Annotated in this window: 21 protein-coding genes and 1 tRNA gene; 7 read left to right on the top strand and 15 right to left on the bottom strand. The window is 57.1% G+C overall.

Annotated features, from left to right (window positions below):
* Positions 1-2 precede the first annotated feature (2 nt).
* From EV700_RS17285 to EV700_RS02155, 9 genes are all read right to left on the bottom strand, one after another.
* Complete coding sequence (locus EV700_RS17285; RefSeq protein ID WP_130410707.1) at positions 3-239, bottom strand: C1orf53 family protein; 237 nt, start codon at positions 237-239, stop codon at positions 3-5.
* A 71-nt stretch (positions 240-310) separates the two neighbouring features.
* Positions 311-1027, bottom strand: coding sequence for a hypothetical protein (locus EV700_RS02120; protein WP_130410708.1), 717 nt, complete (start codon positions 1025-1027; stop codon positions 311-313).
* Positions 1024-2127, bottom strand: a complete 1104-nt coding sequence (gene aroB, locus EV700_RS02125) for a 3-dehydroquinate synthase (RefSeq protein ID WP_130410709.1) — start codon at positions 2125-2127, stop codon at positions 1024-1026. Before aroB ends, EV700_RS02120 begins: the two co-directional genes overlap by 4 nt.
* A gap of 34 nt (positions 2128-2161) precedes the next feature.
* Positions 2162-2722: a shikimate kinase AroK gene (aroK, locus tag EV700_RS02130; RefSeq protein ID WP_278044895.1), complete on the bottom strand. Its 561-nt coding sequence runs from the start codon at positions 2720-2722 to the stop codon at positions 2162-2164.
* Positions 2703-4937, bottom strand: coding sequence for a type IV pilus secretin PilQ (locus EV700_RS02135; protein WP_242610163.1), 2235 nt, complete (start codon positions 4935-4937; stop codon positions 2703-2705). The genes aroK and EV700_RS02135 overlap by 20 nt, the downstream gene beginning before the upstream one ends.
* Positions 4938-4960: 23 nt before the next feature.
* Positions 4961-5494 (bottom strand): pilus assembly protein PilP, encoded by a 534-nt coding sequence (locus EV700_RS02140; protein WP_242610164.1) that lies wholly within the window; start codon positions 5492-5494, stop codon positions 4961-4963.
* Positions 5495-5496: 2 nt separating this feature from the next.
* Complete coding sequence (locus tag EV700_RS02145; RefSeq protein ID WP_130410710.1) at positions 5497-6225, bottom strand: type IV pilus inner membrane component PilO; 729 nt, start codon at positions 6223-6225, stop codon at positions 5497-5499.
* A complete protein-coding gene (locus EV700_RS02150; RefSeq protein ID WP_130410711.1) occupies positions 6222-6863 on the bottom strand; it encodes a PilN domain-containing protein in 642 nt (213 codons plus the stop codon). The genes EV700_RS02145 and EV700_RS02150 overlap by 4 nt, the downstream gene beginning before the upstream one ends.
* Positions 6863-7924 carry a pilus assembly protein PilM gene (locus EV700_RS02155; RefSeq protein ID WP_130410712.1) on the bottom strand — a complete coding sequence of 354 codons (1062 nt, stop codon included), beginning with the start codon at positions 7922-7924 and terminating at the stop codon, positions 6863-6865. Before EV700_RS02155 ends, EV700_RS02150 begins: the two co-directional genes overlap by 1 nt.
* 177 nt (positions 7925-8101) lie before the next feature.
* Here EV700_RS02155 and EV700_RS02160 point away from each other — a divergent pair, with 177 nt between their 5' ends.
* Positions 8102-10504 (top strand): penicillin-binding protein 1A, encoded by a 2403-nt coding sequence (locus EV700_RS02160; protein WP_130410713.1) that lies wholly within the window; start codon positions 8102-8104, stop codon positions 10502-10504.
* Between the two features lie 91 nt (positions 10505-10595).
* Here the strand turns inward: EV700_RS02160 and rpmE are convergent, their stop codons facing one another.
* Complete coding sequence (gene rpmE / locus EV700_RS02165) at positions 10596-10814, bottom strand: 50S ribosomal protein L31 (RefSeq protein ID WP_130410714.1); 219 nt, start codon at positions 10812-10814, stop codon at positions 10596-10598.
* 216 nt (positions 10815-11030) lie between these two features.
* On the opposite strand from rpmE, the gene EV700_RS02170 reads away from it, so the two are divergent.
* Together EV700_RS02170 and EV700_RS02175 are read left to right on the top strand one after the other, a co-directional pair.
* Positions 11031-11106: transfer RNA gene (locus EV700_RS02170), tRNA-Thr, on the top strand.
* Between the two features lie 95 nt (positions 11107-11201).
* Entirely contained in the window at positions 11202-11738 is a 537-nt protein-coding gene (locus EV700_RS02175) for an RDD family protein (RefSeq protein ID WP_165391295.1), read from the top strand.
* Here the strand turns inward: EV700_RS02175 and EV700_RS02180 are convergent, their stop codons facing one another.
* On the bottom strand, positions 11739-13364 hold the full coding sequence (locus EV700_RS02180) for an NAD+ synthase (protein WP_130410716.1): 1626 nt from the start codon (positions 13362-13364) through the stop codon (positions 11739-11741).
* A gap of 74 nt (positions 13365-13438) precedes the next feature.
* Here EV700_RS02180 and EV700_RS02185 point away from each other — a divergent pair, with 74 nt between their 5' ends.
* From EV700_RS02185 to EV700_RS02195, 3 genes are read left to right on the top strand one after another with little or no spacing between them, the layout of a single operon-like run.
* Positions 13439-13672 carry a PP0621 family protein gene (locus tag EV700_RS02185; protein ID WP_130410717.1) on the top strand — a complete coding sequence of 78 codons (234 nt, stop codon included), beginning with the start codon at positions 13439-13441 and terminating at the stop codon, positions 13670-13672.
* On the top strand, positions 13669-15267 hold the full coding sequence (locus EV700_RS02190) for a sensor histidine kinase (RefSeq protein ID WP_165391296.1): 1599 nt from the start codon (positions 13669-13671) through the stop codon (positions 15265-15267). Before EV700_RS02185 ends, EV700_RS02190 begins: the two co-directional genes overlap by 4 nt.
* Positions 15264-16670, top strand: coding sequence for a sigma-54-dependent transcriptional regulator (locus tag EV700_RS02195; protein WP_278044863.1), 1407 nt, complete (start codon positions 15264-15266; stop codon positions 16668-16670). The genes EV700_RS02190 and EV700_RS02195 overlap by 4 nt, the downstream gene beginning before the upstream one ends.
* On the opposite strand, the gene thiO is transcribed toward EV700_RS02195, so the two are convergent.
* Entirely contained in the window at positions 16667-17758 is a 1092-nt protein-coding gene (thiO, locus tag EV700_RS02200) for a glycine oxidase ThiO (protein WP_130410719.1), read from the bottom strand. The two genes, EV700_RS02195 and thiO, sit on opposite strands and share 4 nt — an antisense overlap.
* Positions 17759-17836: 78 nt before the next feature.
* On the opposite strand from thiO, the gene EV700_RS02205 reads away from it, so the two are divergent.
* Positions 17837-18391: a GspH/FimT family pseudopilin gene (locus tag EV700_RS02205; protein ID WP_165391297.1), complete on the top strand. Its 555-nt coding sequence runs from the start codon at positions 17837-17839 to the stop codon at positions 18389-18391.
* Between the two features lie 11 nt (positions 18392-18402).
* On the opposite strand, the gene EV700_RS02210 is transcribed toward EV700_RS02205, so the two are convergent.
* The 3 genes from EV700_RS02210 to EV700_RS02220 all read right to left on the bottom strand — a co-directional run bounded on the left by EV700_RS02210 (position 18403) and on the right by EV700_RS02220 (position 23880).
* A complete protein-coding gene (locus EV700_RS02210; RefSeq protein WP_130410720.1) occupies positions 18403-18864 on the bottom strand; it encodes a type IV pilin protein in 462 nt (153 codons plus the stop codon).
* A gap of 102 nt (positions 18865-18966) precedes the next feature.
* Positions 18967-23154 (bottom strand): PilC/PilY family type IV pilus protein, encoded by a 4188-nt coding sequence (locus EV700_RS02215; protein ID WP_130410721.1) that lies wholly within the window; start codon positions 23152-23154, stop codon positions 18967-18969.
* A gap of 30 nt (positions 23155-23184) precedes the next feature.
* On the bottom strand, positions 23185-23880 hold the full coding sequence (locus EV700_RS02220; protein WP_130410722.1) for a PilX N-terminal domain-containing pilus assembly protein: 696 nt from the start codon (positions 23878-23880) through the stop codon (positions 23185-23187).
* Positions 23881-23887: the final 7 nt, after the last annotated feature.

The following is a 23887-nucleotide window of genomic DNA, read 5'->3' on the forward strand; positions in this document are numbered from 1 at the left end:
CGCTAGTCGCGGCGCGAGCCCTTCCAGGGGCAATGCCGACAGCCATTCCCGCAACAATAACCGCGTTTACGATGATAGTCGGCCGTAAAAACCCAATTTCCCTGCTCAAGATAATAATCCACTGTCTCTACCAATTGCGCTGCAGCCAAAGGCGCGGGCGAGGGCCGCGCCGGCTTGTTGCCCGTGTGCGCGCACTCATCAATGGCTTGGCCGCAGTGTTGGCAAATTGAGGACTGCATGTTCAGACTCACAAAGCAGGAAATCCATTTGCGGGGGCGCTCGCCCCCTCATGCGAAGCCTGACCTGACTGTCAAGGCGCCGTTGAAAACGGATCGAATGTTCCGGGGCGGGGCACCGGCCCGGGGGCAGGGGCAGGTGAAGTTCCATCTGCTGGCGCCGTCGAAGCCCCCTCAGTATCGGGGGCTGCATCCGCAGGTGCCGCCACTTCCGGCACGTCGCCATAGGTCGGTGGCGGAGGTGCATCAATAGCTGGCTCCAGGATCGGAACCTGGGCTACATAATCAGCCAGCTTCATCGGTGCGGGAACGCCTTGTTGTAACCCGAAATCGGTCGTTTCCGCTTCTCCCATGGCCAGTTCACGGGTCACAAAGTTACCGAAGACCGCGACATAAACAATGCCGCCGTCAATCTTCTGGGCAAAATATGCAAACTGCTCACGGTCCGGGCGCTTGGCCAGATACTCCTTGATGACGTTCTCATCTTCAGACTGCATGACTTGCAGTGTCCAGGCCAATCCTCCCTGGGCTTTCAGCCAATCGGCGGTGCGATATTGCGGCCCATGAGTTTCAGGCGTAGTCGCCACATAATCCGTTAGGGGAACCAGTGAAAGCAATTGCCCAAGGTCAGGGGTAAATTGGGGCTTGTCCTTCATGAAAACATCCTGGATAGCCGGCTCTTCCGTTGCCTTGCGGCTTTTCAGGGCCAACGCAGACATATCCAGAATCAGCATCAGGCTAACCAGCGCTAAAGCAGTACCCCATTCACGACTTACGCCGGCCGCAGTCATGGCGACACCTGTCCCAAAGAACTTCCGGCAGCCAACGTTTGCTGCAGTAACTCCCAAGAAAAATCTGCAGTGATCACGGCATCACCCAAGGCTTTCAGCAGAACCAGTCGTAACTTGCCTGCCTGCACCTTTTTATCGACCGCCATTAACTCAAGAAACTGTGCCGGTGTCATGTGTACCGGCGGCACTACCGGCAATCCGGCGCGTAGCAATAATCGGCGAACCCTTAAAACATCCTCTTGGCTAATCCAGCCGCTGCGCCATGATAAATCCGCCGCCATAAGCATCCCGGTCGCGACAGCCTCGCCGTGCAACCATGATCCGTAGCCCTCCGACGTTTCAATCGCATGGCCAAAGGTATGCCCCAGATTCAACAAGGCGCGCTGATCCGTCTCAAATTCGTCTGCTGCCACAACCTCGGCCTTGTTGCGACAAGAGCGCGACACCGCCTCTGCTACCACGGCCTTATCACGCATCATCATTTTTTCAATATTGGTTTCCAGCCAGACTATGAAATGATTGTCGCGAATAAGTCCGTATTTGATGATTTCCGCCAGTCCCGCAGAAAACTCCCGTGCATTCAGGGTATCCAACACCCCCACGTCTGCCAGCACCACTTTGGGCTGCTTGAATGCTCCAATCATATTCTTGCCAAGCGCATGATTGACGCCGGTTTTCCCGCCAACGGATGAGTCTACCTGGGAAAGCAACGTTGTCGGTATCTGAACGAAATCGACGCCTCGCTGGTAGCATGCCGCGGCAAAACCGCTCATATCCCCGACAACCCCTCCCCCCAAAGCCGCTATCGAGCAATCCCGGTTGAAACGCCCCTTGAGAAGCGAAGTGAAAATTCCCTCAACCTGTTCCAGTGTCTTGAATTGCTCGCCGTCAGGCAAAATATGTGTAATGACCTGCTTGCCCGCATCTGTCAGATTTTTAATGACTTTTTCAAGATAAAGCGGCGCGACAGTGGTATTGGAAACAACCAGAACCTGATTTCCGGTGATGAATGGAATCAGGCACTCAGGCTTTTCAAGTAAGTTTTCACCAATAAAAATCGGATAGCCTCGGTTTCCAAGGTCTACATGAAGCGTTTCCATGAGGGATCAATCATCTGCGTAAATTGCCGGTGGCCTATTTTAGCGGAGCCAGCCCCAGAGTTTGCATAATTTTTTGGGCAAGTTCGCGGGCCGATCCGTCTGTAGTTGGAATAATCAGATCCGCAATTTCGCGATACAAGGGGTCCCGCAGATCAAACAATTCTCGAAGGCGTGCCTCGGGATTGGCGGTTTGCAATAACGGACGATTACGATCATGCGCCGTACGATCAATTTGCATGGCGACGGGCGTGTAAAGATAAACAACAGTGCCGCGGGATTGGAGGGCAAGGCGGTTGGCGCGACGCATAACCGCCCCGCCACCGGTTGCCAGAACAACATTCCGTTGCTGGGTCAGCTCGGCAATCATCGCCTCTTCCCTGCGACGAAAACCGTCTTCCCCTTCTTTTTCAAAGATCCAGGGAATACTTGCGCCTGTCTTTAATTCAATCTCGTGGTCGCTGTCGATAAAACGCCAACTCAACATGTCAGCAAGGAAACGACCAATTGTCGTTTTCCCTGCCCCCATGGGACCCACCAGAAAGATACTACCTTCAGAGCGCAAGCCGAGCCCTACCTTACTTACCGGCCACCGTATCCGTCATCAAACGCGGGGTCACAAAAATCAACAGCTCGACCTTGTCATTTCGCTTGATATCCTGACGGAACAGACGACCCAAGTAAGGAATATCACCGAGAACAGGCGTCTTTGTCACACCCTTGTTCGACGACTCCTTGAAGATCCCTCCCAGAACAACCGTCTGGCCATCATCAACCAATACGTTCGTTGTGATGCGGTTGGTATTAATGGTGACCGCTCCGTTAGACAGGACTTCGCCCAGGCTATCGTTGTTCACCAACAATTCCATGTTCACCCGACCGTCCGGTGTGATGCTTGGGGTTACTTCCAAGGAAAGCTCGGCATTCACAAACTTGACAGACGTGGCGCCACTGGAGGTCTTCTCCTGATAGGGAACCTGCTTACCGGTGGCTACGCGGGCCTTCTGCTTGTCTGCTGTCAGCACGCGCGGAGTCGCAATGACCTCACCATGACCATCCGATTGCAGCGCCGACAGCTCAAGATCCAGAACAATATTGTCAGAGTCCATGATACCCAAGGCCAAGGAGCTGGACCCTGCTTTATCAATCCCCAAGTCAACCGCCAAGTCTTGAGGCTGCGTAATGGTGTATTTGCGCGTACCCGTCAGTTGATCAATCTGGACATCGCGCAAATCCGACAGCGTGGTCCGTGACCCCCCAACCATATAGCGGCTGTTCGCGTTGAACCGGTCATGGGCTACGCCCCACTGCACACCCAACTCTTTCGCAAAGCTGCTATCAGCCAGCACAATACGCGCCTCAATCATCACTTGTTTGATGGGCACATCGAGCTTGGCAATCAACTCGCGGACTTCGTCAATTTTCTTGGCCGTGTCCTGAATAACCAACATATTGGTACGCGAGTCAACAGAGACGCTACCGCGGGGGCTTAACAGCGAGCTGTTGCTGGACCCTTGAGCATTGCCGCCGCTTGATCCCGAAGCAATCAAAGCCTGCATATCGGCTGCTTTGGCATAATTGACCTGAATATACTCGGTTCGCAGCGGAACGATCTGCTCGGTCTGAGTCTGACTTTCCAGCTCCAGACGCTCACGGGCGGCTATCTCATCAGCCGGAGCAACCAGCATCACATTACCGACCGTTCTCTTATCCAAGCCCTTGGTTTTCAGGATCAAATCCAGAGCTTGATCCCAAGGCACGTTTTGCAAGCGCAAAGTGATACGGCCAGAAACAGTATCGCTGGCGACAAGGTTCAGGGATGTAAAATCCGCGATCAATTGAAGGACGGACCGAACTTCAATATCTTGGAAATTCAGGGACAGCTTTTCGCCCGTATATGTAAATTCCTTTCTGCGGCGCTCTTCCTTAAGAACAGGCTTCACGCTGATTGTCATGCGATTATCTGCCTGATAAGCCAGATACTCGAACTCGCCTTGCGGCTGTATGACCATGACGCCGTTAGCGCCTTCGTTGTAGGCCTCGATGACTTTAACCGGCGTTGCAAAATCCCCTACATCCAGGCGACGACGGAGGCTTTCAGGCAGCTTGGCCCCAATAAACTTGGCAATAATCTTGTTGCCTTGCTGCTGAACATCAACCGGGATTGTCGACTGGGACAGATCAATCATGATCTGGCCGTCGCCTTGGTCGCCCCGACGGAAATCAACCCCATCAATCCGGGGAGTCGAGGAAGAGGACTTAACCGTCGAGCGGGAATCGGCTGAGGACGATACAGGCTGAACAGACGCGGAAGCGGTCGTGGTTGCGGCTGGAGCCGTGTCAACAACGCGATTACCCGCCGTACCCGGCTGCGCTCCAGTCTCGGTCTTGCCGATGCGCAGAACCAGCGTGTTTCCCTCCACCCGGGAAACATAACCAGTCACCTCGCCCAAGTTGACGACAAGGCGGGTGCGCTCCTGGTTGTCCACGACCGTAAGACTGCGAGCATTACCGTTCCCGAGGGACAAATAACGGGAAGGAAGTCCGTTCTTTGTATTCGGAAGGTCGAAGACCAACCGTGCGGGCTTCTCAATCTGATACGACTGAAGTTGGGGCGGCGCATGGTCAAACCCGAGTTTGACTTCGATTTCGTCTCCGGGAAGAGTCACGAAATCAACCTGTTTCAAGAGCATCCGGTCAGCCGCATTGGCCAACTGCATCAGCGACACTAAACCCAAGCCCAGAACCAGACGGCGCATCTTGAAGCCCTTCCCAGTAACCTTGTTATTGTTCATTGTGATCCGATTGATCATTTGCATTCTCCAGGCCGTGCGGCTCACTTATCCGCCATTACCATACTGCGAGGACGTTCGACCCAACCATCGCGACCATCCGGAACGATTTCAACCAGACTGATCTGACTTTGAGTAATATCGACGATCTTGCCATGGTTTTTGCCCATGTAGTTGCCAACCTTGACTCGCTGCACACCACCGTCACTATCCTCGACCAGGGCATAAAGCACTCCGCCCGGCTTTTGAAGCGTACCTCGCATCCGTAGCGCTTCAAGACTGAATTTCTCCAGATACTCCTGAGGTCTGGAGAAATCAGGCAATACTTTCTTGTCATTCCTGACCGCAATTTCTTCTGCGGTTTCAGGAGGCATAAAGGGGCTCCTCAACTGATGAGCCGCATAGGTGAAGGATGGCATCGGCGTAAACTCCGGCGGCGGCTCTACGCGGCCACGAGGCTGCTTGCGTATGGCATCCATCCGCGCACGAACCTCGTCAAATCCGGAGGAACAACCCGTCATCCCGGTCAAGCACACGCCACCCATCAACACGACGAGTAAAAGCCTTGAAGTCTTCATGGTCAGGCTCCTCCCTTCGCGTCTTTTGCGGCATTCTTTGGCTTTTTACCGGCAGATCCATCCGTTGCTTCTTTATAACGATAGGTTTTGGCCTGAATCTGCATACTCAAGACAGGGGCGCCAGTATCAGCCAGTTTGCTTGGAACCGGGCGAATAGCGAAGTCATGCAATGTCACGATACGTGGCAATGAAGAAACGCCGCTGACAAACGCGCCAAAGGCATGGTAGTCGCCATGAACCTTGATATTGATAGGCAACTCCGAGTAGAACTCTTTGGATTGCTCGGTGCCCAACTCAATACCATCGAAGTCCAGTCCGCTTCCAAGACCGGTATGCGTGATGTCCTCAAGCAAGCCGGGGACTTCAGTATCCTGCGGCAACTGACGCAGCAGAGACCCAAAGGAGTCTTCCATATCCTTCAACTGCTTCTTGTACACATCCAGATTATTGGCCTTGAAAACCTTCTGCTCAAAATCCTGCAAAAGCGTCGCCTGCTCTTCCTCGCCATGCGCCAGGTTTTCACGCATTGCGGAAATATGAAACACATACCCCAGGATCAGCACCAGAATGAACACCAGGATATAGATGAGGATCTTAACCAGGAGCGGCCAGGAACCGATATTTTCAGGATCCAGGGTATTCAGTGTGTTTACGAACTCCTGCAAGTCAAACTTTTTGGAGTCGGCTTTGGAATTATCAGAACCCAACGCTCCCAACCCTTTGATTTTCATTTGGAAGCCCCCTTTGTTGCATTTGCGGCACCCGGAGTTCCCTGCTTGTCACCATCAGTGGCCGGCTCTGGGGCCTCAAGATCGACGGTCAGGGAAAATGTATTTTTAGGCCTGTCGGACTTTGCCGCCGCCTTGCCAGCAGGAGCCTTGTCTTCAGTCGATGCCACCTTATCCAGCACAGGGTTTTTGAACCAGGCGGAGGCATTCAGATTTCTCAAAAAAGTGGCTACCTGATTATTACTCTCCGCCACCCCCTCAATCCGGAATTGATCCCCCTTTCTCTCAAGCGCAGTCAGATAGAGCTTATCGGGAGTCGCACGAACGATCTCATCAAAGACACGGACAATCACCGGCCTACGCCCTTGCAGGTCCTGAATCACTTTCATGCGGGAAAGCAATTCATCCTTCCGCTTTTGCAGCTCTTCAATCTCGGCAATGTTTTTGTCCAGCAACTCAATTTCAGATTTTATGTACGCTTTCCTTTCATCCTGGGCGCTCAACTGAGAGCTGACCAACATGTGAAGAAACAACAAAATACCCAACGCAATCAAGGCGACCGCCATATTGATTGCCAGAAATTCCTGCTTGCGCTGCTTGCGAAGCTCCTGCCGCCACGGCAATAAATTAATCTTGGCCATCAGTCGAAGCTCCTCAAGGCCAGCCCGCAAGCAATCATCAGCGATGGCGCATCATTGCTGATGGCGGAAGCGCTGATTTGCGGGGCGAATGACATATTGACAAACGGATTGGCGACCGAAACAGGGGTTCCGATTTTTTCCTGAACCACTTGGGCCAGCCCCGGGATGGAAGCCGTGCCGCCAGCAAGCAGGATATGATCCACATCATTGAATTGACTGGACGAAAAGAAGAACTGCAGTGAGCGGGTCACCTGCTGAACCACTGCCTCCTTGAATGGGCGCAACACCTCGGGCTCGAAGTCATCAGGCAGACCGCCCTCTTTCTTGAGGCGACCGGCCTCTTCAAATGACAAGCCGTAACGGCGCTGGATTTCCTCGGTCAACTGCCGTCCACCGAAGAGCTGCTCACGCGTATAGATGATTTTGCCGTCATTAATGACGTTCATGGTCGTCATGGTGGCGCCGATATCGATAATGGCGACCGTACCCTCACGTCCGCAGGGCAATCCATCCACAATCAAACCGAAGGCCCGCTCCATGGCGTAAGCCTCGACATCAACCACCTTCGCGACCAGGTTGGCAATGATCAACGCATCAACCCGCAATTCGATATTTTCCGTGCGTGATGCCGCCAGCAGAACGCTGACTCGCTCGGGGTTCACCGGCGAGGGGCCGACGACCTCGAAATCGAGATTGATTTCATCAAGAGGATAGGGAATGTACTGATCGGCCTCCAGACGGATTTGGGATTCGCGCTCGTCATCCGACAAGTCTGCGTCCATTTCAATCGTCTTGGTGATCACAGCAGAACCAGCGACAGCGACAGCGGCATTCTTCCCCTGCGGCCGGGCTCTGGCCACAAGGCGCGAGATTGCCTCACCGACACCTTCGACATCCGCAATGTTCTTTTCCACCACCGCATTCTGCGGCAATGGTTCGACCCCATAGCTCTCCACCCGGTAACGATCACCCTGGAGACTCAGCTCCAGAAGCTTTACCGAGGTAGAGCTTATGTCCAGCCCGAGTAGGCTGGTGTTCTTTTTCGTCAGAAAGGGCAGCACGGCATTGGTTCCCTTTTATTTTTGTAGTGAAAATGTGGACTTACACCACATTCATACCTAAAAGCGTTAAGTAATAGTCTTAACACGACTGCAATTACCGCACAAGTGCTTCTTGCGGCTATAATCCGCCATCGCTCTGTGTCTATCACTCGGCCTGACTGGACTCCCTGATCTGCAATGAATCATCACGAATCTTCCTCCAGCCACATGCCTGCCCTTCTGGCAGCCACGTTTGCGGGTTTGCTAAGCCTAATACTATTGGGCAGTGGCGTCTATTTATATCTCAATCCACAACTGCCAAACGTTACGCAACTCCGCGAAATTGCACTGGAAACACCGCTCCAGATCTACAGCAGTGACGGAAAGCTGATCAGCGAATTTGGCGAGAAGCATAGCCGTCCGCTGAAGTATGCCGAAATTCCGCCCATGTTCGTTAACGCCTTCCTGGCGGCCGAGGATGACAACTTTTTCAAGCACGGGGGCATCAGCCTGAAAGGGCTTGGCCGGGCATTTGTTGACATTCTTCAGACTGGGTCAATCCAGTCCGGCGGTTCAACCATCACCATGCAAGTAGCCAAAAACTACTTCCTGACATCCAAACGCACATTCAGCCGTAAGTTCACCGAAATCCTTCTGGCTCGCGACATCGAGCAGGCGCTGAGCAAGCAGGAGATCCTGGCCTTATATGTCAACAAGATTTTTCTGGGCCAGCGGGCCTACGGCATAGGCGCTGCCGCTGAAGTTTACTACGGTAAAAATGTTAATCAACTGTCTATCGCCGAAATGGCGATGATTGCCGGGCTTCCGAAAGCTCCCTCCAAGTACAACCCCGTGGTCAATCCCAAGCGCGCCCTGCAGCGGCGTGACTGGATTCTTGGCCGGATGCTGCATCTGGGATTCATCACCGAGGCCCAGTATCAGGAAGCGCTGGCGCAACCAACCAATCTGAATTTCCGCCCGGCGACGACCGAGGTCTACGGCCCGTGGATTGCGGAAATGGTCCGCGCCGCCCTGGTTGCCCGCTTTGGTGAAAATATCCAGGGCGCCGGGTATCGTATTTACACCACTGTCCAGGCTGACATGCAGAATGCCGCCGTCAAATCTGTCATCGACGGCCTGATCGCCTATGATCATCGTCATGGCTGGAGAGGCCCGGAAGCCAACGGGCAGCCGCTCAGTGACTTTTATGAGGCTGGCGGCCTCCAGCCCGCCAAGGTCACAGCCGTCAGCAAGCGCAACTTCACTGCCCTATTAAAGGACAGCACTTCCGTCCGGGTTGACTGGGAGGGCATGTCGTGGGCCAGACCCTACAAGGGCGTCAACAGCGTTGGCGCTTACCCTGCAAATGCCGGCCAGATTGTGCATGTCGATGACATTATCCGCGTTCGTAAATCCGGAAATGGCTGGGCGCTGGCCCAGATTCCCGCTGTACAGGGTCAATTGATCGCCGTTGACCCTGAATCCGGCGCCATCAAGGCGCTGGCCGGGGGATTCGACTACAGCCGGAGTCAATTCAACCGCAGCCTGCAAGGCTGGCGGCAGGCCGGCTCTACCCTGAAGCCCTTTATCTACACCCTGGCGCTGGAGCGCGGCTATACCCCCAACAGCATCATCAATGATGCCCCGTTAACCATCGGTAACTGGTCCCCCAGCAACTCCGATGGCGAATTCATGGGTCCCATTACCTTGCGGCGCGCCCTGTATCTTTCGCGCAACCTGGTTTCCGTTCGCTTGCTGCAGGCTGTCGGTGTCGATCGCGCGCGATCATATCTGGACAGGTTCGGTTTCATCGATACCCAACTACCGAAAAACCTGACCCTCGCTTTGGGTACGGCGCAGGTTTTGCCGGTGCAAATGGCGACGGCCTACTCGGTCATTGCCAATGGCGGGTATCGCATCAACCCGTATTTCATTGAACGAATCGAAGACTCGCACGGCAAAGTTCTTTTTACTGCAAACCCGGAGCGGATTTGCCGGGATTGCGAGAAGCCTGCCCCTCTCCCGCAGAGCACCTCGCCGATCGAAATTACCGGTGAAGGGACACACATCACGACCACGAACCCGGCCGATGCCGCGGTCCCGGCGGCGCCCGAGACCAGGCCCTTCACTCCGGTCGCCAAGCGCGTGATGGGCGCGAAGTCGGCGTATCAAATGGCGAACATCCTGCGTGACGTGATTGTGCATGGAACCGGCCGGGGCGCACTCAGCCTCGGCCGCAGCGATATTGCCGGTAAAACCGGCACCACCAATGACGCCAAGGATGCCTGGTTCGCTGGCTTCAATCCGCACATGGTTGCCATCGCCTGGGTCGGCTTTGACAATCCGTCACCCTTGGGCAGACTGGAGTACGGTGGCTATGCGGCCCTGCCCATCTGGACCGGCTTCATGAAGCAAGCCCTGTCCGGAATAGAAGAGCGCTGGCTTGAACCTCCCGAAGGCATGGCCCCGGCCCCCCAACCCGCCAACAATGGCGGACTCCCGGATAGCAGCACCGCGCCATCGGCTGACGGGACCACCCCGGCATCCGACGGAGCCGCGCCGGCTGACGCGGCGCAGGCCGCTCCTGAAGATATTTTCTAGAGCCCCTGAAAGCAAAAACCCCGCAGATGCGGGGTTTTTGCTTTCAGGGGGAATGGTTGCCCTCAACGCAGAGGAGCAACCACTCACCGCCTTACTTCTTGACTGCGCCGCGAACGCCGAAGCGCTGCTTGAAGCGGTCAATACGGCCGCCGGTGTCAACCACCTTTTGCTGGCCGGTGTAGAACGGGTGGCACTTGCCGCACACGTCCAGGTGAATGTTCTTGCCCAGGGTCGAACGGGTCTGGATCACGTTACCGCAGGAGCAGGTCGCGGTGATTTCTTCGTAACGCGGATGGATATCGGCTTTCATGATTAACCTCAAAAAAGAGTGGTTAGCAGGATGTCGCCCCCCTGCGTCACCAAGAGGCTCTAGCAGGAACGACACACGACCATTCTTTTGGCCTACCCTGACAGTCGCTTCGTCAGAGCCAGACACAACAAGGCCGCGAAATATAGCAAAATAGCCCGATCAACACACTTGTTTTTTGTACATCGGCCGCTAAAATCACACCCTCATTCCGGTCATGCCGAAATAGCTCAGTCGGTAGAGCAACTGATTCGTAATCAGTAGGTCGCAGGTTCGATTCCTGTTTTCGGCACCATGGAACCCGTCATGGCAAAAAAATCCCGTTCAAACCAATCTCCGGACCTGACGCCAGTCACGACCACTCCCCCTGCACGCCCGGAGCTTGCCGGCATGCGGGTCCGCCTGGCAGCCGTCGTATACGACGCCCTGCTGATTGTGGCGCTAAACGCCATCGTGATCGGACTGATTGTCGGCTTCGTGACGCCATCTGAGGTTGCCGCGACCAAGCAGGCCACCGTGCTTCCCGCCCACATCCGGCATTTCGTCTTGTTCCCGGCCATGCTTCTGACGACCTGGAGCTTCTACGGATACTTCTGGCGCAAAGCCGGGCAAACACTGGGAATGCAAACCTGGCGCATTCGCGTCACGCGGCCTGATGGCAGCCTGCTGGGCTGGGACGACGCCTTCGGCCGATGCGCCGCCGCGGTTATTCTCCCAGCGTTTTGCGGACTGGCGTCCCTGCCCTTCCACAATACCGCGGCATCGGCCTTGAGCCTCATGCTGGGCTTTATCGGCAATTATGCCTGGGCCAAGCTGAAGGGCCGCGGCATGGCCTGGCACGACCAGCTTTCCGGCACCGTTGTGATCCGCGTCCCCAAGGAACACAGCCCCAAGCGCAGCGCCCTGGGCTGGTTTTCCCGCGACTGATCAGCGTCCCGGCTTCCAGCCGTTAACCAACGGATAGCGGCGGTCGCGCCCGAAACCGCGACGCGTGATGCGCGGACCGATCGCCGCCTGACGCCGCTTGTATTCGTTGAAATCCACCATCCGCAGCACCCGGTAGACGGTCTCACGATCAAACCCGTCACCCACAATCGCTTCGGCGCTCCAGTCATGCTCAATATACCGCTCCAGGATGGCATCCAGAACCGGATAGGGCGGCAGGCTGTCCTCGTCTTTCTGATCAGGAGCCAGTTCGGCCGATGGCGGGCGATCAATCACCCGCTGCGGAATCACCTCCGCCCCCTCCAGCTGATTGCGGTATTCGGCCAGCCGGAATACCAAGGTTTTCGGGACATCCTTCAGGACATCGAAGCCGCCGGCCATGTCTCCGTAAAGCGTGGCGTAGCCAACCGCCATCTCCGACTTGTTGCCGGTAGTCAGCACCAGCCACCCCTTCTTGTTGGAAATGGCCATCAGCAAGATGCCGCGCGCGCGCGCCTGCAGGTTCTCTTCGGTCTTGTCCTTGCCCAGGCCGACAAATACCGGCGCCAGGATCTGTTGCACCGACTCTACCGCCGGGGCAATTTCCAGTACTGAATAGCCGACTCCCAGAATAGCGGCCTCCCGGGCGGCATCCTCCAGACTCATCTGCGACGTGTAGTGGTACGGCATCATCACCGCCTGCACCCGGTCCGCGCCCAGGGCATCCACCGCAATGGCCAGCACCAGCGCCGAATCTATGCCGCCTGACAATCCCAGCACCACGCCACGGAAACCGCTTTTCCCGACATAGTCGCGAACACCCAACACCAGCGCGCGGTATACCGCCGCCTCCTCTGACAGCTCCGCGGCATGAGGCCCCGCCCGGAAACGGCCATGTTCCGGATCAAAATCCACCAGTTGCAGCACCTCTTCAAACAGCGGCAGGACAACAGCCTGGCCGCCGTCCGCATTCATGGCGAATGAGCCGCCATCAAAGACCAGCTCATCCTGGCCGCCAACCAGATTGGCGTAGAGGACCGGAAGACCGGTTTCACGGCAACGCGCGGCGACCGTCTGTATCCGTTCAGCCTGCTTGTTGACATGAAAGGGCGAGGCGTTGAGGTTGAGCACCAGGCTGACGTTGGCGCGTTCGAGATCCGCGATGGGGTCGGGATGCCAGATGTCTTCGCAGACCGTCAGCCCGATGCGGACATCGCGATATTCAAACACGCCTGCGGTGGCGCCGGCTTCAAAGTAGCGCTTCTCGTCGAAAACCTGATAGTTCGGCAGGTGACGCTTGGCGTATTCCGTCAGGCAGCGGCCGTCCAGCCAGGCGCCGGCCATGTTGTACAGCTTGCCGTCAATCCGGCGCGGATAACCGATTACCAGCAGGATGCCGGTCGCCTGCGCCAGAATCGCCAGCGCCTCCTGAACCCGCAATTCCAGGCTGGGACGCAGCAGCAGATCCTCGGGGGGATAACCGGTTAACGCCAGTTCGGGGAAAAGGATAATGTCCGCCCCCTGCGCACGCGCCTGTTCAGCCAGTTCGACGGCCTTGCGGGCGTTGGCTTCAATATCACCGACCCAGAAGTTGTGCTGGGCAATTGCGATCGACAAAGACATATCCATTTACCGGCTTGCAGCGGAAAGCGCATAGGATAGACTAGCGCGACCCCCTGAAAAAGACCGATCAAGAGGCCGAGATGGGCGCTTTGCTCAAATTGATTGTGCTGGCAAGCCTGGTTTGGCTGGTCATTTCCTTTATCCGCCGTTTGGGCAGTCCCGCCGGCCCGCATCGGGACGAACCCGCCGTCACCCCCATGCATCCCTGCCGCTATTGCGGCGTGCATGTCGCCGAGCCGGACTGCACCTGCTGGCAGGGCCGTTATTTTTGCTGCACCGCTCATCGGGACGCATGGCTCAAGGATCAACCATGAGCACGCGATCCAGCTTTTCCGAGGGTGATAATGACTGGCGATTGCTCAGGGTCTATGTCTATTACCGTCTGGTGCTCTCCGCGCTGTTGGTCGCACTGTTCGCGGTCTCTCCGTACAACCCGATCCTGGGCGGCACCAACCCGAAACTCTATTTGCTGGCCGCCGTCTGCTATTTGGGTCTCTGTACGCTCAGCCTGGTGCTGACCGGAAAGCTGCGCGCCGAACCCCGCTTTCAGGGCTTCATGCTGACCCTGATCGACATTTTCGCGATCACGCTGATCATGCACGCCAGCGGCGGCCCGTCGGCCCAGCTCAGCGTGTTGTACCTGGTGATCGTTACTGCCGGAAACATTCTTCTGCCCGGCAAGCAAGGCACATTGATTGCCGCTGTCGCCACCGTCTCCGTGCTTTATGAGCAGGTCTACTCCGTCCTGGATGACGCGGAGCGGATGAGTCTGCAAACGCTGGCGCAATCGTCGCTGCTGGGACTCAGTTTCTTCACGGTTGCGGTATTCAGTCAGCTGATCAGCCTGCGCTTCCGGCAAATGGAGGCCTTGGCGCAACTGCGGTCGGAGGAAATCGCCAACCTGCAGAAGCTCAACGAGCAGATTGTCGAGCGGATGCATACCGGCATCATGGTTGTCAGCAGTGAACGGCGTCTGCTGCTGATGAACAACGCCTCACGGCAGCTGCTTGGTGTGGAGAACGTTTTTGTTGGTGTGAACCTGAAAGAAATTTCCCCATTGCTGGACAGTGGCCTTCTGGCCTGGCAGTTACACCAGATGTCCAGACCGCTGGTCTTCAAGAACCAGCCGGGCTACCCGGAAATGCACGTCTCGTTCATGAGCCTGGGCCAGCAAAACCCGGCCAGCCTGACCATTATTTTCATGGAAAACACCGCCCAGACCATTCAAAAGGCGCAGCAATTGAAGCTGGCTTCACTGGGGCGTCTCACCGCCAGCATTGCCCATGAAGTGCGCAATCCGCTGGGCGCGATCAGTCATGCCGCTCAGTTGCTGGCGGAGTCCAACTCCATTACGGGGCCGGATCAGCGCCTGCTGATGATCATCCAGCAGCACTGTGTCCGGGTTAACGGCATTATTGAAAGCATCCTGCAGCTTTCACGCCGCGACAAATCCCTGCCCGAACGAATCCGTCTGTCCGAGTGGCTGGCTGTTTTTATCGAAGACATGCGTCACATCCATGCCGACATTGATATTCAAACCGCATGCGATGAGGCGCTGGAGGTCCGCTTTGACCCGCAACAGCTGTATCAGGTGACTACCAACCTGGTGTCGAACGCCATTCATCACGGACTGCTCAACCAGTGTCATACCGTCAAAATCGTCTGCGGCCTGGACCATATCAGCCACCTGCCCTTCATGGACATCCTCGACGGCGGCCTTGGCGTATTGCCGGAGCGGCAGAAGCACCTCTTCGAGCCTTTTTATACCACCGAGAAAACCGGAACCGGGCTGGGCCTTTATATTTCGCGTGAGCTTTGCGAGGCCAATCAGGCCCATCTTGATTATATTCCCGTGGATAGCGGCGGCTGTTTCCGCATATCCTTTTCACATCCGGACCGATTGATATGACCATGAACCCGCTGGCGCTGATTGTTGATGACGAACCCGACATTCGGGAGTTGCTGGAAATCACCTTGAACCGGATGCAGATTGACTGCTGCCTGGCCGAGTCCGTTTCGCAGGCGCACGCCTTGCTGGAGAAGCATCGCTTTGCGCTATGCCTGACGGACATGAATCTACCTGACGGCAGCGGCATCGACCTTGTCCAGCATATCCAGAAGCATCACCCGCAAACACCCGTCGCGGTAATCACGGCTTACGGCAGCATGGAAACCGCCGTGATCGCCCTCAAGGCCGGCGCCTTTGACTTTGTTTCCAAGCCGGTGGAGCTTGGACACTTGCGCGAACTGGTCCGCAGCGCCCTCCAGCTGGCAACCCCGGCCGGCCAGGCGAACGCCACGGAAGAAGATGCGCGATTACTGGGACAATCGGCGCCCATCCGGGAGTTGAAGGAAACCATTCGCAAGCTGGCGCGCAGCCAGGCGCCGGTTTATATCAGCGGCGAATCCGGGACCGGCAAGGAAGTGGTCGCGCGCCTGATTCATGATTGGGGGCCTCGGGCCGCCAAACCCTTCATCCCGGTCAATTGCGGCGCCATCCCGTCAGAACTGATGGAAAGCGAATTCTTCGGACACAAGAAAGGCAGCTTTACCGGCGCTACGGAAGACAAGCAGGGATTATTCCAGGCCGCTCATGAAGGCACCTTGTTTCTGGATGAAGTCGCTGATCTGCCGCTGGCCATGCAAGTCAAACTGCTGCGCACCATTCAGGAAAAAACGGTTCGCCCGGTCGGGCACTCCAAGGAAATCCCGGTCAACGTCCGCATCCTGAGCGCCACGCACAAGGATCTGGCGGCGGAAGTGGCTGCCGGCCGCTTCCGGCAGGATCTTTTCTATCGGATTAATGTGATCCAGGTGCGTATTCCGGCTCTGCGCGAGCGTGGAAACGACATCATTTATCTGGCCGAAACCTTTCTGGGCCGCTTGAGCGCGGACTGGGGCATCCGACAGCCCTCCCTGAACGCCGCCGCGAAAGAAGCACTGAAAAGCTACCCTTTCCCCGGCAACGTGCGGGAGTTGCAGAATACCCTGGAGCGGGCGCTCACTCTCTGCGACGGCAACACCATTTTGCCGGAACACTTGCAGTTGCAAGAGGTGTCCCATGATGATGCCGCCGCCGGCACGCCCACCCCTTTGAGCGTTCCTGCCCTGGACCCTTCCGCTGCGGGCAACTCGCTGGAGGATTACCTGATGTCCGTGGAAAAGAGCATGATCCTCAAAGCGCTGGACGAAACGCGCTGGAACCGCACGGCGGCCGCCCGCAAGCTGGGCATGACCTTCCGCTCACTCCGCTACCGGCTGAAAAAGCTGGGTCTGGATGATGGTTCCGACACGGATGACAGCGAGAGCTAGGCCATCCGACGCAAGGACGGTGAATATGGGCTGGGGTCAATTTCGGGAGGCCTGCCGGTCATCAAGGCCGACAATAGTCGGGCTGATGCCGGCGCCAGCACCAGACCGTTACGGAACTGCCCGGTATTTATCCATAGATTGTCATAGGGCTCGACCCGGCCGATGAACGGAATGCCGTCCGGCGCTCCCGGACGCAATCCGGCCCAATGGGCGACCGGCTTCATGCCCCGCAGCGCAGGCACCAGGCTTTCCGCAACCCCGGAAAGCATCGCCAAGGCGTCCGGTGTGCTTTCCTTCAGAAACCCGGTATGTTCAAGCGTTGAGCCGCACAGGATGTGACCGTCCATCCGCGGAATGACATAATGCCCCTGATGCAAGGCAATGTGCGTCAATACTCCCGGTTCCGCGCGATAAAGCAGCATTTGCCCCTTAACCGGTTCCACCGGCAATTGAATATCCAGTTGCGTCAGCAGTCCCCCCGACCATGCCCCGGCCGCCAGAATGAACGCATCGGCATGGAGACGCTCTCCGGAGGCCAGGCGCACGGAACCGAGTCGACCCGCCTCCCGGTCCCAGCCGACGACTGTCGCCGCCTCCCGGAACTCAGCGCCGTGCGCCACCAGCGATGCCCTGAGTGACGCCATCAGTCGCGGGTTACGGATATTGGCAATCCCGGGCAACCACAATCCGCGCCGGAACCCGGGGCTCCGATAGCCCATGCCGGCCAAGTCTTGCGATTCCAGCAAGCGGTGCTCGCGATGATTGTTCCGGGACCAGTCAACAGCAGCCGCCTCGTCATCCGGATCCAGCATCAGCATGCCGCAAGGATAGTATTCCGGGTTGATGCCGCTTTCCTGCCACAATGCCTCGGCCAGCGCCGGATACAGGGACTGTGCCATCCCTGACAGGGCTGTGACCGCCGCCGAATAACGCCATGGGTAAAGAGGAGATACGATGCCTCCGCCCGCCCATGATGCCTCTTTTCCGATCTGTCCCCGTTCGACCACCACAACGTCAATGCCTTCCCTGATCAGCTCTCTGGCAGTCATCAAACCGATAACGCCGCCGCCGACAATCAGAACCTTCATTCCCCGTTGACCCCTGAATTATTTCGAATAAAATACCGCGCCCGAACGGAATCGGGATACCTATAAATGGATTTTTCTATGAAAATGCATGGCTTTACCCTGCCTGAAACCCTGATCGTCCTGATTATTGCGGCGCTCATCTTCTCCTTCGCTGTCCCCTGGTCACGCGACCTGCTCAAAAGCCTTGAGGCGCAACGGGTAACAACCGAACTCTATTCCCTGGTGCTGAAGGCCCGGAGTGAAGCGGCCCTGCAGCGCACGGCCATTAATCTCTGCGGCAGTTCGGATGCCCGTAGCTGCGACGGCAAGTGGGATGTCGGCATCATCATGTTCCGCGACAACAACCATAACAACCTGATTGATTCAGCCGAAGACCTGATCAGTTACGCGCCGCTGAACATCACGCCATCCAGAATCTCGTGGCGGGGCTTTGGCGGCAGCCAGGTAACCTTCGAGCAAACCGGGGCTTCGTACGCCAGCAACGGCACCTTTACGTATTGCCGCGAAGAGAAGGATCCGCGCTATTCAAGACAGATCATCCTGAACCGGGGAGGACGCGCCAGAACATCGCGCGATGATGACAAGGACGGGAAACACGAGGGCAGCAACGGACTTCCCATTGCCTGCCCCTGAAACATTAACGCTTACTGCTTGGCCTTGGCGCTCCAGACTTGCGACGCATCTCCCAGCGTGCAGGTCGTATCACTCGCCTGATTCCAGCAGCGACGCCCCTGATTATCAATCATCATGGCGCCATCATTCTTTTGCGCGCTTAAGGGCGTCGCGGCAATGGTCCAGGTCAAACCATTGGCGGCCATCACCAGCGTCAACTGATACAAGCGGTTGGCGGCCGGTGCGCCGCGAGGATAGAAGGTATCGCCATAGACGATCGGCAAGGTAGCGCCGGTATAGGAAAGCTGCTGGGCCCGGTAACGCTCCATGCCTGCCGCAATTTGCATGAGCTCGGATTGCATGGCCCCGCGATTACCCCGAACGGTATATGAGCGGTACGCTGGAATCGCGATGCCTGCCAGGATGGCAATCACCAATACCGTCACCATCAGTTCGATCAGGGTAAAGCCGCTATTGCGTTTTGTTATGAGCATGATGACTCCGAAATATCCTATCCGTTGAGGCAAGGTCTTCGCCTGGGACAACCCCTTCAAGCCCAAGGGCGGCACATGGCCGCCCCGGGTTGGGATCACTGCTTATTTTTTCTTCTCACGGAAGCGATGCATGGACTTGAAGTAGATCCGGTAATCGCCCAGAGGAATCGGAGGCGCCGCACCCAACACCAGACCACCCTTCAGTTCGGTTGCACCCGAGGCCGAGGTTGTTGCCTGGAATACGTACTGGGGCTCACCGCTGATACCCATCATGACGTTATCCTGTACACGATCCCCTTCCCAGCTGCAGGTATCACCGATACCACCATAAGGCATGCACTGGCGATACAGCTTGGTGCGGCCAATCACCGGTGTACAGCTGTTGGTGCCATTCACTACCGTCGGAACATAGGTGGTGAAGACCAGCTGGTTACTGAAGATCAGGCCTGGCGCCATACTCTTTTCACCACTATCCGGGAACTCAATGTACCAGCCTTGCTTGCTCTTGTCCGCACCGGCTCCGGTCGTGGGATCCAGCTTGGACAGGTCGCTCACGGTAACCGGCGCGCGCAGGCTGGATGATGTTTCAGGCAACGACAGCAAGTCAGCACGTGTCACATCAAAGTCCAGAATACTGAAGAACCGATCCTTGGTGCTTTCGTTCAGCGGGTGGCTGCGATAACCGGAACCGAAGGCCACCGCTGCAAACGGGTTGCCGTTGTTGATATTGTCCTTGTCTTCAAACAGCGCCACCGTGGCCGGTTCATAGAAACGGCGCTGGTTAGCCACATCGGCCGTCACGGTTTGGCCCAGCTTGGCGACCAACCGGACACGCTTGGCGATACTGGCGGCTGGCTGGCCGTTATCCAGGTCGACACGGAAGAGTTGTCCGCCCAGATCACCGAAGTAGATCGTATCGGACAAGCCGTCGCCGTTCATGTCAACGACCTTGGGTGCGGTGGCGACGCTGTAGGTCATTTCGTTGACCAGCTTGTAGGGATTATCCGCTGCCGTGCCGCTGGCGCTCCAGTACAGGGTGCCATCCAGCGCGTCCACGATGTACAGCTGGTTACCCAGATCAGCCCCCGTGAAAATCTGACCGGCCGTCTCATGACGAGGGTCATAACCGCCACCGAAGATGACGACGGTCTTGACGCTGCTACCGATCTTGATATTGGCGAGCACCGGCTGCGACCATGTCTGGCCCATCCGCAAGAAACGGTTGCTGTCCGTGGAGGAGCCGCCATCAATCGCCCACATCAGCTTGGGCGCATTCAGGTTCGTCACATCCATGGCATAGTAGTTGTTGCCGCCCATGCGCATGCCGCCATAGATATAGACAGCATCACTGGTTCCGTTGATCTGGTTGTCAAAATTGCCGTCCTTGCGATAGACCGTCCAGGGCAAATCCATGCCGAACTCAGGCAGGGTCGTCGAGCTGTTGGCATACAGTGTTGGCAGAACCGACAGCTTCTCACCGGGGATGAACGAAAACTTCTCCAAACCGGTCTTGGCTTCAATTGCGTGCAGCGTGCCTTCCATGGTGCTGAAGAACACATAGTTGTACTGATTGTCCGGCTGGGTGCTGTCCGAGTTCGGCACATAACCGTAGTTGATCAGCACCGGCTTGGAATGCAGGCCGGCGCCCATGCGGTTACGCAGCAGCGACCCGGAACCCACAGTCACCAGACCATCCTTCAGGCTGGGAATGATATAGCCGCGGTACCAGTTCATCAGGTTGTAATATTCGTTATCGGTCGACAGCCCTACCAGCGGCTTGGCGGCCGAGTTGAAGGTGCTGCTGCTCAGGTCGATCTTGGTCAGCCCCTGGTTCTTGGCGGTCAGGCTGCCCATGTAGGTGTACTGGGTGCGGTTATCCGGCACCAGCAGTGAAGCCGCACCGCCTTCAATCGCCTTGTCGCCGTCAACCGCCGCGCTCCAGAAACTCTGGCTGGTTTGCTTGAAGAAACCGGTGGTGGTATCCACGGCATTGTTGCCGTTCTTGTCCAGGATGGCGGAGTTGGCCAGATCCAGGCGGTAACGCTTGAGATTGCCGTCCCAACGGGACTTCTGGGGTTCCGGATCGAACACCGCGTAATACAACTGGTTCAAGTGGGTCAACCGGTTCATCTGGTTAACCGCCACACCGGGCGCCGCCACGCTGGCGCCGGCCAGCAGCAACGAGTTCAATGTATCCGACAGCGCGTTCACCAACGCAGCCTCATCACCAGCCTTGTAGTAAGTACCCTGCCCCAGATCGGCCATTTGCTTCATATTGGCTTCCGCATCGGTCGCCAACGGTCCGAACAGGACGGTATTGCTGCGCAGGCGCACGCCGACCGGGTTGGTCGGCTTGGCATTGAACGCCGCCAGGTCAAACATGCAATACCAGTTCAACGCCTTGCCGTTACCCGACACCGACGCTGCATTGGAGCAGGTGTTGCCCGTAATCTGCTTGGTCAACGGCTGGACGTTCGCCAAGTCATTGGGGTCGCCGTCCGTCAGCATGAAGATGTAGTTGGCGCCGCACTTGCTGCTGCTGGTCTCGATCGGGGAAATATAATCCCGGTTGCTATCCACCGTGCGCGGGTCGATATAGGCCTCTTCGCCGGTGGTATCATGAGAGGTATGCATGCCATACATATACAGCGTGGCTTCGGCGTACGCGGCGCCCAGCGGGGTGCCGCCGGCAACTGCGAGCTGTGCGGGTGTCACTTCGTTAGCCAACTCGTCCCGGGCGGTGATCAGCTTCGACAGGTCACGCACTGTTTCGGTCCAGTCAACTTCCAGCGTGGGCGCCTTGGTCGGGTCCTTGGTGGCGTCATAAATCTGCAACGTGCCGCTGTCGGCCACTACCGAACTGTTGTTCTGGATGCGGAAACCCATGCTATTGCCTGCCGCCCAGCCTGTCTGCCCGATCAGTTCGTTGACGATGTTCTTGACATCGAAGCGCAGCAGCGAGCCGGAGGAATAGCTGGTGTTGGCTGCCGGGAAGGTGGTGGTCGCCGTGGTGGTGGTGCCGGTCGGGCGCGTACAGGTCACGGTGCTGCTGCCCGTACACATCGCCCCGAAATTGGTCGACTTGTAGGCATCAATCCGTGTCGGCTTGACTGTTACGTTACTGCGCACCGTGGTCACCAATTCGGCACGGTCGATGGTGACTCCCGGCGGAATGGCGACGCCTTGCAAACGGGCGGCAACCTGCGTGGTGCCCGACGAGGCGACCGTATTGGGCGTATTGTAACTGTTGTTGTAGGTTACGGAGTTGCTGGTGCCCACCCACTGCACGTCATCCAGCGTCGTGCGTACCGGATAAGAGCGCCCGATCCGTTTCATGACGATGCAGCTGTCCGTTTTCTTCGGATCGATCAGATAGGTCACCACCAGCTTGGGCTGGTTGTCGGTCGTGGACCCGGCGCCTTCAAAAGAATAGGCGCGACGGGTGGTCGGAATGGTGCCGATATCGCGGATGCGGAAGGCAATATTATTGCCGCCGCACCAGTCCGTGCGGTCTGATATGCCTTGCACCAGGGACGTTACCGGAATGTCGTAGGCCGTGCCGGCCGCCCAGGTATCCGGCGAATAGGTGGTGGAAGCGCCGTAGCTCCGGGCTGAAATGGCGCCCGAGGAATAGTCAGTGGGCGTCGCCGTGTTTTCCACCGCAATTTCCCACGTGGACAGGCCGGAATCGGCATTATCCGCCGTCAGCTCGATATGCGCCTCCTGAATGGTCGCCCCCTTGGGAACCATCAGGTTGGTGAAGTAGAGTCCGGCCGACTGATTCAGGGGACCGCCGATCAACAACTCGTTCCCCGTGGACGTCATGCTGCCGGTCAGCGGCTGAATGGCGTCGCCCGAACCCGCCGTCACCGGCGAGGTGACGTCGCCGTTGGGGTTGATTTCGACAAAGGCATCCAGGGGCCGCGCGGGATATTTCACCCAGCCGCCCTTATTGGCCGCCGGGATATAACGGGCGAAGCCCATTTTCACAAAGCCGGGAGCCGCTTTGACGCCGGTAGCGGCATCGCCGTAAAGAATCTTCTTCATGGCACTGGACAACACATCAATACGCCGGTTGGGCGCACTGCAGCTGTTGTCGCTAGTCATACACCAGTCCATACTGCCTGATGTATCCAGCACCATCATCAAGGTGGGCGAGTTGTTGGGGTCGGCGGGTACGGACTGAACGTAGACCTCCGTATCGCTGGCGTAAACCGGCAACGTGGCCAGGGTGACTGTTGCGAAGGCGCTCGCGGAGAGCAGCACCTTCATTTCAAGAGCGTTTTTCACTTTTATTCTCCACCTGCAACCACCATGGAATTACTTGAGTTCCCGGACGATCTGAACGTCTTCCACCAATGTCGTGAAAATGGCGCCATTGGTCGTCAGGCATTCGGAGGCGGACACAACCGCCGGATCTTCGTAATAATAAATACTGCCATTAGCCAGTTTGCCTGCGACCGTGTCGTCACCGGGCAACGCCAGACACCCCTTGATGGTTGCCGTCGTCGCGGAACCGAATGCGGGCAGCACAGCCGTCGAAGTCATGGTCAATGACTGATTCAGGTTATCCAGATCGTTCCCCAGCGTGGGGGCGGTATCAATCTGGCTGCTTTTTACATACACCTGGGTCAGCACGGCATTCCGGCCGCTCATGAAGTCATCCGTCACCGCAGGGTCACAGACTCCCGCCTTCAAAGACGGAGTAGCCCCCTTCATGCGCATGCAGAACATGTCTTCACGACCCGGCAGGTTGACCACGGCCAAGGCGCCGCCCGGTACCGCTTCCTTGAGGGGATCCAGCCGCATCAGGTAATACAACCCGGCATCGGAGGACTGGTACAACAGATTGCCTACCTGACTGTTCGTGGCCACGTTCAGGTTGGACAAGCCCATACGCATCGCACTGACGCCCAGAACGGTCAGGACAACCAGCACCAGCATGACAACGATCAGCGTGGCGCCTCTTTGTTTGCCGCCCGGCGATCGGATGTATTCCTCGGTTCGGAAGCTCACTGTCTCT

Origin of the sequence: Fluviicoccus keumensis (assembly GCF_004217445.1) — a bacterium.
Taxonomy (GTDB): domain Bacteria; phylum Pseudomonadota; class Gammaproteobacteria; order Pseudomonadales; family Moraxellaceae; genus Fluviicoccus; species Fluviicoccus keumensis.

Coding starts and splice junctions, on each gene's coding strand:
- EV700_RS02180 (WP_130410716.1), bottom strand. CDS start 13,364: ATGGATATGTCTTTGTCGATCGCAATTGCCCAGCACAACTTCTGGGTC.
- EV700_RS17285 (WP_130410707.1), bottom strand. CDS start 239: ATGCAGTCCTCAATTTGCCAACACTGCGGCCAAGCCATTGATGAGTGC.
- EV700_RS02135 (WP_242610163.1), bottom strand. CDS start 4,937: ATGATCAATCGGATCACAATGAACAATAACAAGGTTACTGGGAAGGGC.
- EV700_RS02120 (WP_130410708.1), bottom strand. CDS start 1,027: ATGACTGCGGCCGGCGTAAGTCGTGAATGGGGTACTGCTTTAGCGCTG.
- aroB (WP_130410709.1), bottom strand. CDS start 2,127: ATGGAAACGCTTCATGTAGACCTTGGAAACCGAGGCTATCCGATTTTT.
- EV700_RS02160 (WP_130410713.1), top strand. CDS start 8,102: ATGAATCATCACGAATCTTCCTCCAGCCACATGCCTGCCCTTCTGGCA.
- EV700_RS02175 (WP_165391295.1), top strand. CDS start 11,202: ATGCGGGTCCGCCTGGCAGCCGTCGTATACGACGCCCTGCTGATTGTG.
- EV700_RS02195 (WP_278044863.1), top strand. CDS start 15,264: ATGACCATGAACCCGCTGGCGCTGATTGTTGATGACGAACCCGACATT.
- EV700_RS02140 (WP_242610164.1), bottom strand. CDS start 5,494: ATGAAGACTTCAAGGCTTTTACTCGTCGTGTTGATGGGTGGCGTGTGC.
- EV700_RS02210 (WP_130410720.1), bottom strand. CDS start 18,864: ATGCTCATAACAAAACGCAATAGCGGCTTTACCCTGATCGAACTGATG.
- EV700_RS02190 (WP_165391296.1), top strand. CDS start 13,669: ATGAGCACGCGATCCAGCTTTTCCGAGGGTGATAATGACTGGCGATTG.
- thiO (WP_130410719.1), bottom strand. CDS start 17,758: ATGAAGGTTCTGATTGTCGGCGGCGGCGTTATCGGTTTGATGACTGCC.
- EV700_RS02205 (WP_165391297.1), top strand. CDS start 17,837: ATGAAAATGCATGGCTTTACCCTGCCTGAAACCCTGATCGTCCTGATT.
- rpmE (WP_130410714.1), bottom strand. CDS start 10,814: ATGAAAGCCGATATCCATCCGCGTTACGAAGAAATCACCGCGACCTGC.
- EV700_RS02185 (WP_130410717.1), top strand. CDS start 13,439: ATGGGCGCTTTGCTCAAATTGATTGTGCTGGCAAGCCTGGTTTGGCTG.
- EV700_RS02150 (WP_130410711.1), bottom strand. CDS start 6,863: ATGGCCAAGATTAATTTATTGCCGTGGCGGCAGGAGCTTCGCAAGCAG.
- EV700_RS02145 (WP_130410710.1), bottom strand. CDS start 6,225: ATGAAAATCAAAGGGTTGGGAGCGTTGGGTTCTGATAATTCCAAAGCC.